Annotated in this window: 15 protein-coding genes; 12 read left to right on the top strand and 3 right to left on the bottom strand. The window is 58.3% G+C overall.

The features are described 5' to 3' along the window. Positions 1-53: 53 nt before the first annotated feature. From CO660_RS00275 to CO660_RS00255, 5 genes are all read left to right on the top strand, one after another. Positions 54-773, top strand: a complete 720-nt coding sequence (locus tag CO660_RS00275; RefSeq protein ID WP_097596887.1) for a Crp/Fnr family transcriptional regulator — start codon at positions 54-56, stop codon at positions 771-773. A 78-nt stretch (positions 774-851) separates the two neighbouring features. Beyond that, entirely contained in the window at positions 852-1,451 is a 600-nt protein-coding gene (locus CO660_RS00270; RefSeq protein ID WP_097596886.1) for a DUF922 domain-containing protein, read from the top strand. A 98-nt stretch (positions 1,452-1,549) separates the two neighbouring features. Then, positions 1,550-1,972 (top strand): secondary thiamine-phosphate synthase enzyme YjbQ, encoded by a 423-nt coding sequence (locus tag CO660_RS00265; RefSeq protein WP_097596885.1) that lies wholly within the window; start codon positions 1,550-1,552, stop codon positions 1,970-1,972. Between the two features lie 345 nt (positions 1,973-2,317). Beyond that, positions 2,318-2,623, top strand: coding sequence for a hypothetical protein (locus CO660_RS00260; RefSeq protein WP_085778850.1), 306 nt, complete (start codon positions 2,318-2,320; stop codon positions 2,621-2,623). Between the two features lie 170 nt (positions 2,624-2,793). Next, positions 2,794-3,138 carry a hypothetical protein gene (locus CO660_RS00255; RefSeq protein ID WP_097596884.1) on the top strand — a complete coding sequence of 115 codons (345 nt, stop codon included), beginning with the start codon at positions 2,794-2,796 and terminating at the stop codon, positions 3,136-3,138. A 364-nt stretch (positions 3,139-3,502) separates the two neighbouring features. Here the strand turns inward: CO660_RS00255 and CO660_RS00250 are convergent, their stop codons facing one another. Further along, positions 3,503-4,240 carry an SIMPL domain-containing protein gene (locus CO660_RS00250; RefSeq protein WP_097596883.1) on the bottom strand — a complete coding sequence of 246 codons (738 nt, stop codon included), beginning with the start codon at positions 4,238-4,240 and terminating at the stop codon, positions 3,503-3,505. Between the two features lie 426 nt (positions 4,241-4,666). Here CO660_RS00250 and CO660_RS00245 point away from each other — a divergent pair, with 426 nt between their 5' ends. Then, the gene (locus tag CO660_RS00245) at positions 4,667-5,218 is read left to right on the top strand and encodes a hypothetical protein (protein WP_097596882.1); all 552 of its coding nucleotides are present in this window, start codon (positions 4,667-4,669) and stop codon (positions 5,216-5,218) included. A gap of 156 nt (positions 5,219-5,374) precedes the next feature. Here the strand turns inward: CO660_RS00245 and CO660_RS33125 are convergent, their stop codons facing one another. Next, entirely contained in the window at positions 5,375-5,518 is a 144-nt protein-coding gene (locus tag CO660_RS33125; RefSeq protein ID WP_168296739.1) for a hypothetical protein, read from the bottom strand. 249 nt (positions 5,519-5,767) lie between these two features. On the opposite strand from CO660_RS33125, the gene CO660_RS00240 reads away from it, so the two are divergent. Next, entirely contained in the window at positions 5,768-5,962 is a 195-nt protein-coding gene (locus tag CO660_RS00240; protein WP_085778846.1) for a hypothetical protein, read from the top strand. Between the two features lie 139 nt (positions 5,963-6,101). After that, positions 6,102-6,728, top strand: coding sequence for an outer membrane protein (locus tag CO660_RS00235; RefSeq protein WP_085778845.1), 627 nt, complete (start codon positions 6,102-6,104; stop codon positions 6,726-6,728). A gap of 112 nt (positions 6,729-6,840) precedes the next feature. On the opposite strand, the gene CO660_RS00230 is transcribed toward CO660_RS00235, so the two are convergent. Beyond that, positions 6,841-7,548: a hypothetical protein gene (locus CO660_RS00230; RefSeq protein WP_097596881.1), complete on the bottom strand. Its 708-nt coding sequence runs from the start codon at positions 7,546-7,548 to the stop codon at positions 6,841-6,843. 644 nt (positions 7,549-8,192) lie between these two features. On the opposite strand from CO660_RS00230, the gene CO660_RS00225 reads away from it, so the two are divergent. The 4 genes from CO660_RS00225 (at position 8,193) to CO660_RS00205 (ending at position 14,707) form a co-directional block, all read left to right on the top strand. Then, on the top strand, positions 8,193-9,524 hold the full coding sequence (locus CO660_RS00225) for an integrase arm-type DNA-binding domain-containing protein (protein WP_097596880.1): 1,332 nt from the start codon (positions 8,193-8,195) through the stop codon (positions 9,522-9,524). An 11-nt stretch (positions 9,525-9,535) separates the two neighbouring features. Continuing rightward, entirely contained in the window at positions 9,536-10,492 is a 957-nt protein-coding gene (locus CO660_RS00220) for a hypothetical protein (RefSeq protein ID WP_097596879.1), read from the top strand. An 879-nt stretch (positions 10,493-11,371) separates the two neighbouring features. Next, positions 11,372-12,655, top strand: a complete 1,284-nt coding sequence (locus tag CO660_RS00210) for a hypothetical protein (protein WP_245421260.1) — start codon at positions 11,372-11,374, stop codon at positions 12,653-12,655. 63 nt (positions 12,656-12,718) lie between these two features. Continuing rightward, positions 12,719-14,707, top strand: coding sequence for an ATP-binding protein (locus CO660_RS00205; RefSeq protein ID WP_097596876.1), 1,989 nt, complete (start codon positions 12,719-12,721; stop codon positions 14,705-14,707). Positions 14,708-14,748: the final 41 nt, after the last annotated feature.

Raw genomic sequence — 14,748 nt, 5'->3', positions numbered from 1 at the left:
TACAGGTTGCACCGAGACGGCCCCGAGCCCTTGCGATAGCGGGAGACAGGACCGTGATTGAACCCTTGTTGCTGAACCTTGGAAGCCGTGATGTGCTATCAAACGAGGAGGAAAACCTTCTTCGGTCGATCCTCGTCAAGGACAGGCAATTCGCCGTCGGAGAAGATCTCGTTTCCCAAGGCAGCCGGCCGCCCTTCAGCACGCTGCTGCTCGATGGGTTCGCGGCGCGCTACAAGGTGATGGCGGACGGCAGCCGGCAGATCACCGCACTTCATGTTGCCGGCGACTTTGTCGACCTCCATGCTTTTCCCGTCAAGGTAATGGATCATGGCATCGTTGCGCTCTCACCCTGCCACGTCGCTTTGGCCGATCATGCCGACTTGAGGGCGATCACCGAGCGCATGCCGCATTTGACGCGGCTGCTTTGGCTCGACACGCTGGTCGACGGCGCCATTCACCGGGAATGGATCGTCGCCATGGGGCGGCGCTCCAAACGCGCCCAGATCGCCCATCTCGTCTGCGAACTCTTCATGCGGCTGAAGGTCGTCAGGCGCACCCGGGGCGAAAGCTTTCAGTTTCCGCTGACGCAGATCGAGATGGCGGACGTGCTCGGCATATCGGTGGTCCACCTCAACAAGACGCTGCAGGCTCTCAGGCGCGAGGGCGCCTTCACCTGGGAGAACCGAACGATCACCATCGTCGATTGGGAACGCCTGCAGGAGATCGCCGAATTCGACCCCGCCTATCTCAGCATCTCCAGAGAGCCGCGCTGATATCTGCCGCATCGCATGCGCGTTGAAAGGGAGGAACGGCGCCGTTAGGGTGGCGGGAATCACTTGGCGGGACGATGCGTGACGAAGACTTTTCTACCCAACCTATTGGCGGCAGTTTTCTCCGCATTACCGGCCGCGGCGCAGAGCGAATGGCAGGCGATCGAGGAGGTGCGGCCCTATTCGATTTCAGGCAAGACCGGCGCCGAACTTTATCAATCGATCGGGGCACAGGGCCCCAAAGCCGGCGTGACGGGCAGGGTCATCGCGCATACAACGTTTAAGCTCACCTGGACCCGCAAGTACGAGCCGCAGGGCAATGCCTGCGCCATCGTCACCAACCGGCCGAAGCTCATCATCACCTACACACTGCCTAAGCCCTCGGCCCCGCTGCCGCCAGCCGTCAAGACCAGCTGGGATGGCTTCATTTCAGGCGTTGCCGCGCATGAGCGGGTGCACGGCGAAACCATCAAGGACATGGTTAAGGAAATCGAGGCGATGAGCGTCGGCTTCACCGTTGCCGACGACCCCGACTGCAAGAAGATCAGGGTCGAACTGACCCGACGCCTCGGCGAGATTTCCGCAAAGCAGCGCCAGCGCGGCCGCGACTTCGACAAGGTCGAAATGGGCGACGGCGGCAATATCCAGCAGCTCATCCTCAAGCTGGTGAATGGGCCTTAGCCGATGGCGGGCATCGATCTGCCCATGCGACGGCCATTGACTTGGCCGTCACGGCGCGCCAACTCGCGGACAATGTCATTGCGAGACGGAGAATGCCCGTGCCCCAGACAATCCTCACCCTGTCCACTCGCGGCCAGGGACTTTACGAATTCACCGATCAGGCGGAGGCCTTCGTCAGCGCCTCGGGACGGGACGAGGGGCTTCTCACCGTCTTCGTGCGCCACACATCCTGTTCACTGCTGATCCAGGAAAATGCCGATCCCGACGTGCGCACCGATCTTCTCGCCTTCTTCCGTCGGCTCGTGCCGCCGGCCTCCGACCCATCGATGGGCTGGATCGTGCACAGGGCCGAGGGGCCGGACGACATGCCGGCGCATATCAAAGCGGCGCTGACGCAGGTGTCGATCGGCATTCCGGTCGCCAGGGGACGCTTGACGCTCGGCACCTGGCAGGGCCTCTATCTCTTCGAACACCGCGACCGGCCGCACCAGCGCGAAATCGTGCTGCATCTCGGGGCCTGAGAACGCCGTGCGTCCTTGCCGAGGCTATGGCACGGCGATCAGCCATCGACCACGCGGCACACCGATCAGCCCACCAGCCCCATGGCACCACGATCAGCCCTCATCCTCAGGCGCGTAGGCCATAGGCCATAGGCCGGAGCCTCGAAGGAGGGGGCGGGTGATGAGCGATCTCCTTCAGACGAGAGATCACGCGAATCCCGATCGAAAGAAGAGCCGTCAAAAACCGCTCATCTTCTTGTGAATGCAAACTGAATGGTCGGTTCGAACAGCATTCAGCTTGCCGCATTTAGTGTCGAGGCAATCCCTTATGGGAGAGCTTAAAAGACCAATCGACGGAGACACTCCATGACGCATTTCCTCACCAAGGCTTGCCTTGCCGCAGTGCTCGCCCTCTCATCCATTCCGGCCACTGTTTCCACGGCGGCAGCCGCAGGGCCGCAGACAAACTTCATCGTCGAGGCGCAATATTATCGTCCAATCCGCGGCTGCTCGCCGATGCACGCCGTGAACAAGGCGCGCGATTTCGGCCTGCGCAGAGCCCACATCACCCGCATGTCGCCGCGTGTCGTCGTCGTCGCCGGGCGCGATCGTCGCGGCTGGGACAGGATGGTCTTCGCCAATGTCCGCGGCTGCCCGCTGATCCGGCGTTGAAAATTGCACGGCAAGCGCCTATGTGCGCTTGCCCTTTCGCCTTGACGGCGACACTTTCAGCCGTCTCTTCTCCGATTTGTATAAGTGATTCCACTGACGCCTCGGCGTGATGCGGAGAGTGGGGAGGGCGGCTCGACCGCACCGACGACTATAGAACGAAAGGTTTTTCGATGATGCAGTTTCTGGCAAAGGCGGGTCTTGCCGCCATGCTTGCCGCAGGCACTCTTGCCGGCACGGTGGTCCCGGCGGCCGCTCAATTTAGTATCATTATCGGCGATCAGGATCGTGATCCGCCGCGCGATTATCGCCGTCCGCCTCCGCCGCCGGGCTTCGGCCGGCGCCCGCGCGGCTGCGATCCGCGGCTGGCGGAAGATCTCGCCCGCGATTGGGGCTTCCGCCGCCCGCGCGTCGTCGACATCACCCCGCGCCGCGTCATCGTTCAGGGCTGGACCCGCCGCGGCCCCGATGAAATGAGCTTCGCCAACGTCCGCGGCTGCCCCGCTTTGCGTCGCTGATTGTCCTGCGCCCGTCTCGCTGAGCCGGCACGGGCGGTTTCTTTGTGAGATTCCAAAGCCGCGCGCCTGGAAGGGCGCGCGGCGTTCAGTTTAAAGGCAGGAGCTCCGTTTCCTGGGCCTTGTGCCGCGGCTGTCCTGTCGATGAAAATAATGAGATCAGCCCTCATCCGCCTGCCGGCACCTCTCCCCGCTCCGGCGGGGCGAAGGGGATAACTCGCTAGCTCTCTGTTCCCCGCGGAGCTCTCGTAGGGCACGTCCCCTCTCCCCGTCAGAACGGGGAGAGGGTTAGGGTGAGGGGCATCGGCGCTAGCAGGCGGCCGCCAGCAGTCAGCACACGGCGTCAAAAGACGCGCCGCGCTTCCGTTTACTGCTCGATGGCGAAGGTCACGGTGACGCTGACAGTGTAATTGTTCTCGCCGCCCTGGACGGGAACGGCTGCGTCGGCTTCCTTCATCATCGTGGCGCGATAAGCGGGCTGCGGCAGCGGGCGCGGCTCATTCTCGTTGATTTCGATGATGCGGCCGAGCTTGACGCCGGCGGCTTCGCTCAGCGTTTTCGCCTTCTTGACGGCTTCGGCGACGGCGTTCTTGCGCGCCTCTTCGAGCGCCGCATCCGGCTTGTCGTTGGTAAACTGGATGTCGCCGCCCTGATTGATGCCGAGTGTCACCGATTGGTCGATCACCTGGCCGAGCTTGGAAAGATCGCGCAGGCGCACAGTGACCGAATTGATAGTCTGGTAGCCGATCAGCTGCGGCTGCTGCTGCTGGCCATCGACCGGCTGCGGATAATTAAACTGCGGCTGGATGGAGAAGCCCGAGGTCTGCAGGTCGCGCTCGGCGATGCCGCCGTCCTTCAGTGCCTTCAGCACGTCATTCATCGCCTTGTTGTTCTCGTCGAGCGCTTCACGGGCGGTCTTCGCCTGCTTGACGACGGCGAGATTGACGACGGCCATATCGGGCGCCAAGGACGATTCGCCATCGCCCGTCACCGAAATCACCGCCTCACGCGGCTTTGCTTCCTGCGCCAATACAGGCGCGGCACTGCCGAGCGGCAGGGCCAGAAGGGCAGTCATCACAAGTGTCTTGGACAGAATCGGCGCCATGTTTCATTCCCTAGTTGTCGTTTCCCGATGAGCTTTCTGTCGGTTGATTGTGAAGCTATTGCGGCGGAAGGGAAGGGGGCGGTGACGGATCGGGAGAAAAATGTGAGCGTGGGAGGAGTAGGCGTTCCGTGGCCGCCCGCTCTGGCCGGCCATCTACCCCACAAGCGGGGGATTGGCTGGGTGCGATCGCCCGCCAAACGATCAGCGTTCAGCCCGGCGAAACGCTGGAGAGACGCGAAGATTTCGCCACTTATGATCTCCCCACCGGTGGGGGGATGCCCCGCAGGGCAAAGGGGCGTGGCACGGAAGGCCTGCATTCCTGCATCTTCCAACGCTCACCTTCCCAAATCCCGCAAAGCTGCTAGCAATGACGGCGGGTTAAGCAACAGGGGCTTCAGGACACGCCATGTCCGGCAAGGGGGCAGCATGCGCTTTATGACAATTCTTTCGATCGGCCTCGCCATCTGTTTGATGGGCTGCAGCCAGGTGGCAGAAAAGGCCGAAAACGCCGCCAACCGCTCATACACCAGCTATGCGCTGGGCAAACCCTATGTGGAGGTCGCCAATCTCGGTCAATCGCCGATGGCGCGGCTCTCCGGCTCCGAAGCAACCTTCGGGCCGATGATCGGCGCAACACCGTTGAAGAACGGCATGACGATCTACCGACATATGGCGCCCGCCGCCAGGACCGAGACCGGCACGAACTTCGTCGGCCTGGTCGGCAGCTCCACGATTTCCGAGAATAACCGGCTTTCCTATTTCCTGGTCGGCGCCGACGGGATCGTCAAGGATTGGGCCACGGGGTCGGTGCAGGGCAGCGCCAGCGACTGCGTGCAATATATCGGCGGCATCATCAACCGCTGCAACGATATGCGCCAGCTCCAGGCTTCGCTGGCACTCTACGACGCCAGGGTGCCGACCAAGGCCGGTCAACCCATTTCCAGCTGGGGCGAACCGTCTGCACCTGCGATCAACTGAGAATGCGCGGCAACCCCGGGGAGGTCTTTTACCTCACCCGGCGGCCGGGGCATTGGGCGGCTGACGCTGTCGCGCAGATCTGTGAAACGGTCTTGCGATAGGATTGCGCAAAACCAGAGGCTGAAGCCGGGAGCGGATCGAAGGACCCGCCGCGCCTCAGGCGCCGAAATCATCCATGAAGGAGGGATGGATCGCGGGCTTACGCTCTTCGCGGGCCTCGCGAATGCGCTGGGGAACCGCACCGAGACCGGCAACAAAACGGGTCAGGAGATTGCGATTGAAAAGTTTCTGTAGGCTCATGGCAGTTCACTCATTCTTTTTTTTGTTAGCTGGCGGCATATATTTTGCGCAGGCTGCCTTAACAACGGGCAATTTTGCATGACAGTTATGTGACAGCGCATGGTCATGGAAAGGCGGGTAGAAAAGCGATCACTTTAGCGTGACAAGAACCCGCCGGAGGCAGTCGATTGCCGCAGATCAATGCTCTCTGCACCGCGGCGTGTAAATTGTACGGTTTGGGTGGAAGCCATGCCCCGAGGAGAAGCTCAGATGAACCGATTTTTCGCATTGATCGCGACCGGAACGCTGATCAGCCTTGCCACGCTCATTTCGGCCTGCACATCGTCAGGATACATCGACCAGACTTCGTCGATCGATGGCGGTTACTACTACGAGAGTCAGCCGCTCAACCCGGCCTGCGGTGGTGGGTTCAGGCCAAGCGATGGGCGTTCGTGCAGTTATTAGAGGGTGCGATACTTGCCATGATCGCTTCGGCGGATATGTTCTCTACCGTGCAGTTATGCGAGTGTGTCTTTGGCGTTACAGCTATTTGTTGAACGAGGCTGTATCCTCCAGTTGTGTTGCAAGACATGGGGTCACGAACATGAAGCTCACGATCGCCACCACTTTTCTAGCACTCGTCGCAACGAGCGCCTTTGCAGCGGATGCAGTGCAGGACGTCCCGGCCGCGCCTGTTGCGGCTGCGCCAGTTTTCACCTGGTCAGGCCCGTATCTCGGCATCGATGGCGGCGCTAGTTGGCTAAACGGTGACTTCAGCGCCGGCGGCGCCAGCGATTCCCAGGATTTCAACGGCGGCGTCTTCGGTGCATTTGCAGGTTACAATTTCCAGTTCGACAACAACATCGTTGTCGGCATCGAGGGCAACCTCGAATACAATTGGAACGAAGAGGAAGCGCTTGGCGCGGATGTCGGCACCGATTGGGCCGGCGCTGTTCGTGGTCGTGTCGGCTACGCCTTTGACAGAGCGCTGCTTTATGGCGCGGCTGGCTGGACCGCTACGCGTGGATACGTTGACCTGCCGGGGCTAGACAAGGAAACCGAGACCTTCAACGGCTACACCGTCGGCGCCGGCGTCGACTTTGCCATCACCAACAACATCTTCGCCCGGGGCGAGTATCGGTATAATGACTTCGGCGAGAAAGACATTCTCGGTGTCGACGTCGATCTCAACCAGCACGAGCTCAAGTTCGGTATCGGCGTGAAGTTCTAAAAGCTGTCCCGTTGGGCTTCGTCACCAGCTCGGTGATTAACATCAGCGTGGATGAAACTTAAGCGGCAGGCAAGGGGCACGGTCAAACCGCGAAGCCGCGTTGAGCAGTAAGCTATTGCTGTCCGGCTCGACTCATAGACCGAAACTCTGCCTCGCTTTTCGACATGCCATGGGGCCAACAAAACTGTATGAGAGTTTTTCGCCACCCGGTCTTTCGATTTGTATAGAGAAGCCCTTTCGGACGGTGCATTCGCAGTTTGATAACAGGGAAGATTGTATTGTCTAGGATCAGCACAAACGCGATGTCCCGAATGGAAAATCTGATGCCGCTCACCGTCGCCACGTTACTGTCGATTTTGGATGCCCGTAGCATTGCCACTTCATAACCCGCTCGATGTGGATCGTGGTGCGCTGGCGGATCGGTGAGATAAAGGCCCGCACCGTCGGGAAGCTCTCTCTTCAACATTACCTTCTCGATCAAGTCGGATGAGAGAGTAGCCTCATCTCGCACCCCTTCGATACTGAACATTTTCGCAAAATAATATGCTGCCAGCCGCTGAAAGAGAAACCGCTCGAAGTCCTGGCCATTCACGAGGACGTGCTCGCCTTTGGCGGTGTCTTTAAAGACGCTTTCAACCGCTGCCGCTACCTTGATACCCACAACGTCAAAAGCTGCGCCGAACATCTCGTTATGCCGCTTGCACAACACGTTCGCCGTTTCTGCCAGGGGATAAGGTTCAGGAAAAGCTTTCCCAGTCCTGGTATATCGGTGTGTCTTCGGCTCAAGAGGCCCGATCAGCTTCAGGATACCATCGCTCATAAGATGTTCGCTGGATCGCTTTGACGCGCAGTCGCACGTAAAACTCATGTAACACTTCGAATGACTATAACCGGAATTGCCAAAAGGGATTTCGTATGGGCTTTTATAAAAGTGCCCCGGCCATTTCTCGCAACAGGCAAGGGACGTTCTGCCACTCCCACACGGACATGCAAAACTATATGGAACCATTTGCCCTTTCCGTTTGCGGTGGACTGCAGCGCGTCTATAGCGCTGACAATAGCATCTTATCGTGTGTCTCTCGAGTCTGGGATAGGTGACGAGGTGGCGTTGCATCTTCCCAAGTGCACCAGCGGTCATGACAAAACTCACAGATAAAATTCCAGATCACGTGCCGAAATTCCGAGAATCCGCGTCCGGCTACATTGCAAATCAAAAATATACATAAAAAACAGGAGCTTGCAGAAAAAATGGTGGGCCCGGAGGGACTCGAACCCCCAACCAAGCGGTTATGAGCCGGAAGCGTGATCCCAGCCAGGGATCGTCATGGCCGGTCATGAACACGCGAACATATTGGAATCATTGAGTTGGTCAACACTTGGTGGTTTCTTTGTTTGGTCCCCCGGCGCCATTCCACCGTTGGTGTGCTGCCCAATTCGCCGCCCGAAACAAAATGGAGCGCGACCATGAACAAGAAGAGACCCCACAAATTGACCAACGATCGGATCGCGGCACTTCCCGCCGCGCCCGGTGGTAAGCGATACGATGTCCCCGATGGCCTGACCGCCAATTTGTTCGTACGGGTGGGCCGCCGCAGGAAGGTCTTCGTCCTGGCGGCCCGGTTCGGTGGAGCAAAGAACACGACACGCCTGACGATAGGGGTGTTTCCGGAAACCTCGCTCGAGGCCGCACGCTTGATCGCTGAGGACTGGAACCGGCAGGTCGATCACGGTCTGAACCCGAAGAAAGAAAAGGAACGCGAGGAACAGGAGGAAAAACTGAAGAGACGGCGGACCTTCCGCTCGGCGATCGAGGACTACCTCGCCTACCTCCCGGACAGGGAAATGAACCTGCACGCCGCCAAGGACGCTTCCGAGATCCGCCACGACGTCCTCGACCCTGCCAATGACGAACTTCTCGACCGGCCGATCGCCGACGTAACCGACGCGGAACTGTCTCGGGTCATAAAGACCGTCCGCGACAGGCCCGCCCCGGCGAAGGCACGCAACGTACTGGCCCACCTTCGGACTTTCTTTTCTTGGGCAGCGTCTCCGGACCTGCGCCAGGAATATGGACTGACCGGCAACCCGATGGCCAATGTCACGGCAAGGCAACTCAAGCTTCGGAAGCCGGTCCGCCGCAACAAACTCAACCCCCTGGAACTGAGGGCGTACTGGCGGGCCGCCGAAGCGACGCCTTACCCCTACGGACCGTATTTAAAATTTGTCCTTCTGGCCGGAGGGCGGCGGAAATCCGAAGTGACAGGAGCCCGCTGGCCCGAAGTCGACCGGAACCGAAGAGTTTGGACCGTACCGAAAGACCGCAGGAAGCTCGGTGCCCAACTGGGCGACCTCAAGGTGCCCTTGACCTTGGAAGCCATGACGCTGCTGGATGAGTTGCGTCGCAATCAGTGCGAAGGACACGGAGCCTGCATCTTCAGCGCAACCAAAGGACAAACGCCGATCTGCTTGTCCTCAAAGGCCCTGAAGGCCTTCCGTGCGAAGGTCGAGGCAGAATTGCGGGAGCTTGATCCGCGCGCGGTCATGAGCGCATGGGTCCTCCACGACACGCGGCGGGTGGTCCGCTCCGCGCTCTCCGAACTGGGCATTGCAGAGGAGGTCGCAGAGTACATCCTCGGCCATCAGCAGCAGGGAATGGCTGCCGTCTACAATCAGGGCGACTTTCTGCCGCAAGCAAGGCTAGCGCTGGCGGTGTTCACGAAGCGACTTCTGGCCATTGTCGAGGGTTCCGCATCGGATTTCGTGGACGATCCGCTTGACGCAATCATTAATGACTGACGGAGGACGACATGATCACCCGGGAAGAGATGTACGAGTTGGTCTGGTCCATCCCCGGGGTTCAACTCGCAAAGCGGATCGGTATTTCGGACTCCTATATCACGCGGCTCTGCCAGAAGCTCGCCGTGCCGCGCCCGCCGCCTGGCTACTGGGCGAAACACGCCGTCGGTCGCGCCACTCCGAGGCCACCGCTTCCGCAACCGGAGCCGGGAATGGACCAGATCTGGTCCAAGGGAGGAGCCGTGAGGCAACCGCATCGGCCGCGCTTCGAGGCGCCGGTTCTGCGCCCGGAGGGCCAACCCGGACAGTATGACAAACGACGGGCGCGGCCGAGGGGTACGCACAAGCTGATTGCCGAGGCCGAGGCGCATTTGCAGACCGCGGACGCAGGAGACGACGGCGGCTATCTCAATCCGCACAGGAAGCTTCTGGCCGACGTGGCGACATCGCGACAAACACGCATCAAGTGCCTGAAGTTCGCGAACGAACTGTTCTTGCGAATGGAACTGGCGGGGCATAGCGTGGTGATCGCTTCGGCGTCCGAGGAACTGATCCGCATACCGGTCGACGCCCGAGAGGAGGAAATCGAAGAAGCGCGCCCTGCTGTCCGGTGGTCGCCGCTCCGGCCCACCGTTGCTTACGTCTTCGGTGTACCGATCGGGCTGTCGGTGGTCGAAACGAGCGAAGCGGTCGTCATGCAATATGTCGGCGGCAGGTTCATCCGGAAAAGCGAATACCGCAACTCGGATTACGTCGGACCGACCTGGTCATCATTACAGGATCGCCCATCGGGTCGCTTGAGGCTCGTCGCCTACAGTCCATTCTATGGTATCCCGTGGACGCGATGTTGGACGGAAACCTCGAGGGACCTCCTTGGCAGCAGGTTCGATGAGATCGTGCACGCGCTGAGGTTAGGTGCGCTCGACCTGGTGCCGAGGCTGGCCCAGGAGAGGCGCTATTTTTGCTGAGCGGGATCCGGCGGTGGCGGGATCCACGCACGTCTTACCCATTATCATCTCGTTGGTCCGGCGGCCGGTAGGCTGACGGAGCCGCCTCCCAGCGGTGGAATTCGAGCTTCCGGAAGCCGACCCGACCAGGAGACATACGCTCCTTCGGCGGAAAGCGCTTTTTTTCGACCAACCGCCCTATGGTCCTTTCGGACATCGAGGTCATCACCATCACCTCCTGTAACGTATAGAATCCGTGATAGGTCATTCGCACCTCCCAATAATCCGCCGATGACTGCGGACAAAGTCCTGCCTGATGCGGTCCGGGATTTCGCCGGGTCGGCTTTGGCAATGTGATTCCGCAGACATCGGAATTATTCGATTTAAAAAAGCTGTCAACACCTTGGCAGAGCGTGCAATTGGCCCACATGTAGTGCGTTGAAGCCACATGTAGTTCACTCTAGGAAATGCCGGACGAGGATGACTGAGACGGATGTTCCAGCCCGTAGTGCTTCCGCCTCGTCGTGTGAATAATTCTCTACCAACCCGTAGATAAAAATTTGCAGCGTGCTCCCTGATCGGAACCGTCCGGTGACGGGGATCCGATGAGGTCCGATATCCGTGCCGTGTCACGGGGATGAGATACCGCGACTGATAATGGGGTTTGTCTTTGTACTGTGTGACGACCCCCGCCCGCCGAGGACGGCCATTCTGCTAGGTTCATCCATCGAACTGAGTGCACGTGTTGGACACCATCGTCTACGCAGTATCGTAGGCATCCGTCTTTATATCGGCGTCATATTAACTACCCCGAGCAAATGCCTGCTCATCCGAGCTTATACGTTTGCTGGCAAAGACGGTTTCTGGTTACACTTCCACACGCGTTAGTGGGTAAGGGACTTGGGTGTAGCCATGCGGCAGGCCGTGTCATTCGGTCTTTTAAGTGTGATGCTGTTGGCGGTGGAGCCAGCTCAGGCGCAGATAACGTATGATCATTTGATTCTACCTGGCGACAAAGCGGTGCTGATCGTTAAGGGCGAATTCGAGCAGTCGGACGATCCATCACGCCTGGTATCTGAATTCCTACAACTAAAGCCGAGCTTTATCACTTTTCAGTCGCCTGGCGGAAATGTCGTCGCGGCCATGAAGTTTGGACGAATGATCCGAGCCTTGGGTGCGGACACACTGCAAATTCGTTCATCTGAGTGCGCATCGGCCTGTGCGCTGGCATTTATCGGCGGGGTCCACAGGTCAGCCGAGGCTGGCTCGATTGGAGTTCACCAGTCGTCCTTTGCTGAGGATGCGGGATTTGACCGCAATACCGCTGTCTCCGCCGTGCAGGCCATGACCGCCGAGATCATCAAATATTTAGGGGAGATGGGCGTCAGCTCTGACTTGCTTCAGATCAGCCTGTCAGTCGACAGCGCCGATATGAGGTACCTCACCTCCAGCGAAATGGTACAGTACAGGATGACTACGTCAATTGATGCCCAGATCGGGTCCGAAAAACAAGACGTGCCGTCATCGACGCCTCCTGTCACCAGCCCGTCGCCCCAGGAACAAGCTTCTGCAACAGCCCCCGATGCCCGGGAACAGGTGCTCCAATTCGTTGAGCGGTATCACAACGCTTGGTCGTCAGCCAACGAGACGGCAATTCCATTCATGCGGCGAGCCTACGGCTCCGAAGTCAATTACTACGGTAAAACCTTGGGCCTTGAAGACGTCATGCGGGACAAGACTGCGTTCGCGGATCGGTGGCCGGATCGAGCTTATAGCGTTCGCCCCGGATCTGAAATCGTTACGTGTGGTGCAACGTGCGAAGTAACGGGGGAGGTCGAGTGGTTTGCCCGCGCGGTCGCTGGAAACAAGACTTCATCGGGAATCGCGTCCTTTTCTATGACATGGGACCCTGCAACGCAGCGGATTGCGTCTGAAAACAGCAAGGTAATCGCATCGGACAAAGGTCAGGTTGCACCCTCACGCTTGATAAAGCAGTGGTACGACGAGAACGATGAATGTCGCGGAAGCACCGAGCCAGAGAGTGCGAAAACGAAGCGTGCTTGCGAGCGTCGGTCGGAACTCGATGCCAAGCTTGATCGTGTTGGATGGTGCTATGGGCACAAGAACGAATATGGCTACCAGATGCAGTGGCATGCTTGCGACGCGAACTCCAACAGGCGGTAGTCGCTTTTTGCAGCGCATGTGTGGAAAACTCTATGTTGCGTCGGTGGGGAAGAGAGGGGCGCCGTGGATACCGTAGCAGTCAAAACGGATGAGCTTATCAAGCCGGATATGCAGGCTGTGCTTTCCCGCACGCACCTATCCCTGACGCTGCATGATTTCCTACTTCCTGTTTTCGAGGCCGTGTCGAATGCAATGCACGGCATTGAGGCCAAGTTCGGGGAAGAGCAGGCCAGCAGTCTCGGGAAAATTACGATCAAATTCGAAAATCCAAACGATCCGCTTCGGCTCAAGATCACGGTAACCGACAACGGTGTTGGTCTGAACGACGAGAACTATAACTCGTTCAAGACGCCTTTTTCGGGGTACAAGCTTAAAGCCCATGGTCGTGGCTTCGGTCGCTTTATGGCGTTCAAGGTGTTCGGCAGATCAATTTACTATAGCCGATACGAATTTTTTGCGGATCAGAAGACGCGCTCCTTCCAATTCGATATCCTTCAAAAAAGAGAGTTCACGTTCCTGGATGACGCGCCTGGGCTCGACGGCACCGGCGTTTCCGTCGTGTGCGACCAGCTTCTTTCGCCCTGGCATGAGCTTGTGCGCGAGCTGCCGCTCAAGGATGTCGCGGATTCTATCGCCAGCCACTTTTTGCCCTATTTCCTTTATCGCTGGCTTCCCGAGATCACCATCCAGTTCGATGACTCGGAGCCACAGGATGTGAAAGCGCATTTCAAAGCTGTCTTCGTCCAGTTCAAGTCTGGTGAGTTCGAGTTTGAGATCGACGGAATTCAGGAATCCGTCAAATACGCTTTGACTAAAATTCCCAAGACGAGGTCCTTCAAAAACCACTGCCTGCTGTTCTCCGCCGCCGATCGTATTGTGGGAGGCCCTCGCGACCTTTCCAATAAACTTGGGCAGCCTCATTTTCTCGACGAGAAAAACGAAAGCTACATAGTCATCGCTGTCGTCCGCAGTGCGGCTTTCGAGACCCGGTTGAATGATCCTCGCACCGGCCTGATTCTTTCAGCAAAGACAGTCGAAGGGATCGTGTCAAAGGTAAGTAACATTATCCAGGAATCCGAGACGGCTCAAATCGACAAAATCAAGAGTGAACAGTCCAGCGATCTGACAGATGCGTTGAAAGAAAACCCGATCCTCCGCCTGGGTTTGAAGGGGCGAAGCGTCAGCGAGTACGTGGCGTCAAAGCCGAACAACTGGTCAGCCGAAGAGTTCGTGTCCGACCTTGCTATAGAGCGGTATCGAGCATCCACCGATTTGAGCAAGCAGATTGCCAGCATCATGGAAAACCCGGAAGGCTACAGAGAGAAGATCGGGGGCCTGGCTGGCACGCTCGACGCAAATAAAAAGGAGGCACTCGCTGAATACGTCATTCATCGCAAGAGTGTCATCGAACTCGTCGAAGCTGCCAGAAAGTTTAGAGCGGATGGTGGCCGGACGCCCGAGGACGTCATCCATGAGTTGGTGTTTCGGCGGTTTACGGACAACATCGATGTCAGCTATTTTGAGCATAATCTTTGGCTGATCGACGATGCCCTGGCCTTCCTTCCATACATTTTCAGTGACCGCACCCTACACGGACGTGGCCGAAAGACCGGGGACAAGGTTACCGATATTGCATTTTTCGATGACAGCATGGTCTTGGGCGACAACGATGGCACGACCATCACAATCGTTGAGTTCAAGCGGCCGAGCCGGGATGACTACAGCTTCGGGAACGTCAAAAGTGATCCTGTTCTCCAGGTGATCGAGACCTTGGAGAAGGCGACTGAGAAGGGCTCGATCACGAAAACAGACGGAACGTTTTTCGCATTCCGGGGTGTCGTCAGGCGCTTTGCTTTCATCGTGGCCGACCAAACCCCGTCCTTAGTCAAGGTTCTCAAGAAGCATGACTTCAAGAACGACTGGAACCCGGAGATTTTCTTCCGCTACCGGGACAATGAAGAGATTTTCATACAAGCGTTTGGATACGACACCCTCGTCGCCAATGCGAAGAAGCGAAATCAAGCGTTCTTCTCTGTCCTTCTTGGTGAGTGATCTTTCGGCGTGGCCATTATCACTTGGATTGCGTTTCGCTT

It is taken from the genome of Rhizobium sp. L9 (genome assembly GCF_002531885.1).
In the GTDB taxonomy this organism is placed as follows: domain Bacteria; phylum Pseudomonadota; class Alphaproteobacteria; order Rhizobiales; family Rhizobiaceae; genus Rhizobium.
Note: the sequence above shows the minus strand (reverse complement) of the source record. Positions and strands in the feature narration are given on the sequence as shown.

Bases quoted from the DNA above. Each gene is read 5' to 3' on its own strand.
- CO660_RS00260 (WP_085778850.1), top strand. From the start codon at position 2,318: ATGACGCATTTCCTCACCAAGGCTTGCCTTGCCGCAGTGCTCGCCCTC.
- CO660_RS33125 (WP_168296739.1), bottom strand. From the start codon at position 5,518: ATGAGCCTACAGAAACTTTTCAATCGCAATCTCCTGACCCGTTTTGTT.
- CO660_RS00220 (WP_097596879.1), top strand. From the start codon at position 9,536: ATGATCACCCGGGAAGAGATGTACGAGTTGGTCTGGTCCATCCCCGGG.
- CO660_RS00235 (WP_085778845.1), top strand. From the start codon at position 6,102: ATGAAGCTCACGATCGCCACCACTTTTCTAGCACTCGTCGCAACGAGC.
- CO660_RS00230 (WP_097596881.1), bottom strand. From the start codon at position 7,548: ATGAGCGATGGTATCCTGAAGCTGATCGGGCCTCTTGAGCCGAAGACA.
- CO660_RS00250 (WP_097596883.1), bottom strand. From the start codon at position 4,240: ATGGCGCCGATTCTGTCCAAGACACTTGTGATGACTGCCCTTCTGGCC.
- CO660_RS00255 (WP_097596884.1), top strand. From the start codon at position 2,794: ATGATGCAGTTTCTGGCAAAGGCGGGTCTTGCCGCCATGCTTGCCGCA.
- CO660_RS00240 (WP_085778846.1), top strand. From the start codon at position 5,768: ATGAACCGATTTTTCGCATTGATCGCGACCGGAACGCTGATCAGCCTT.
- CO660_RS00245 (WP_097596882.1), top strand. From the start codon at position 4,667: ATGCGCTTTATGACAATTCTTTCGATCGGCCTCGCCATCTGTTTGATG.
- CO660_RS00225 (WP_097596880.1), top strand. From the start codon at position 8,193: ATGAACAAGAAGAGACCCCACAAATTGACCAACGATCGGATCGCGGCA.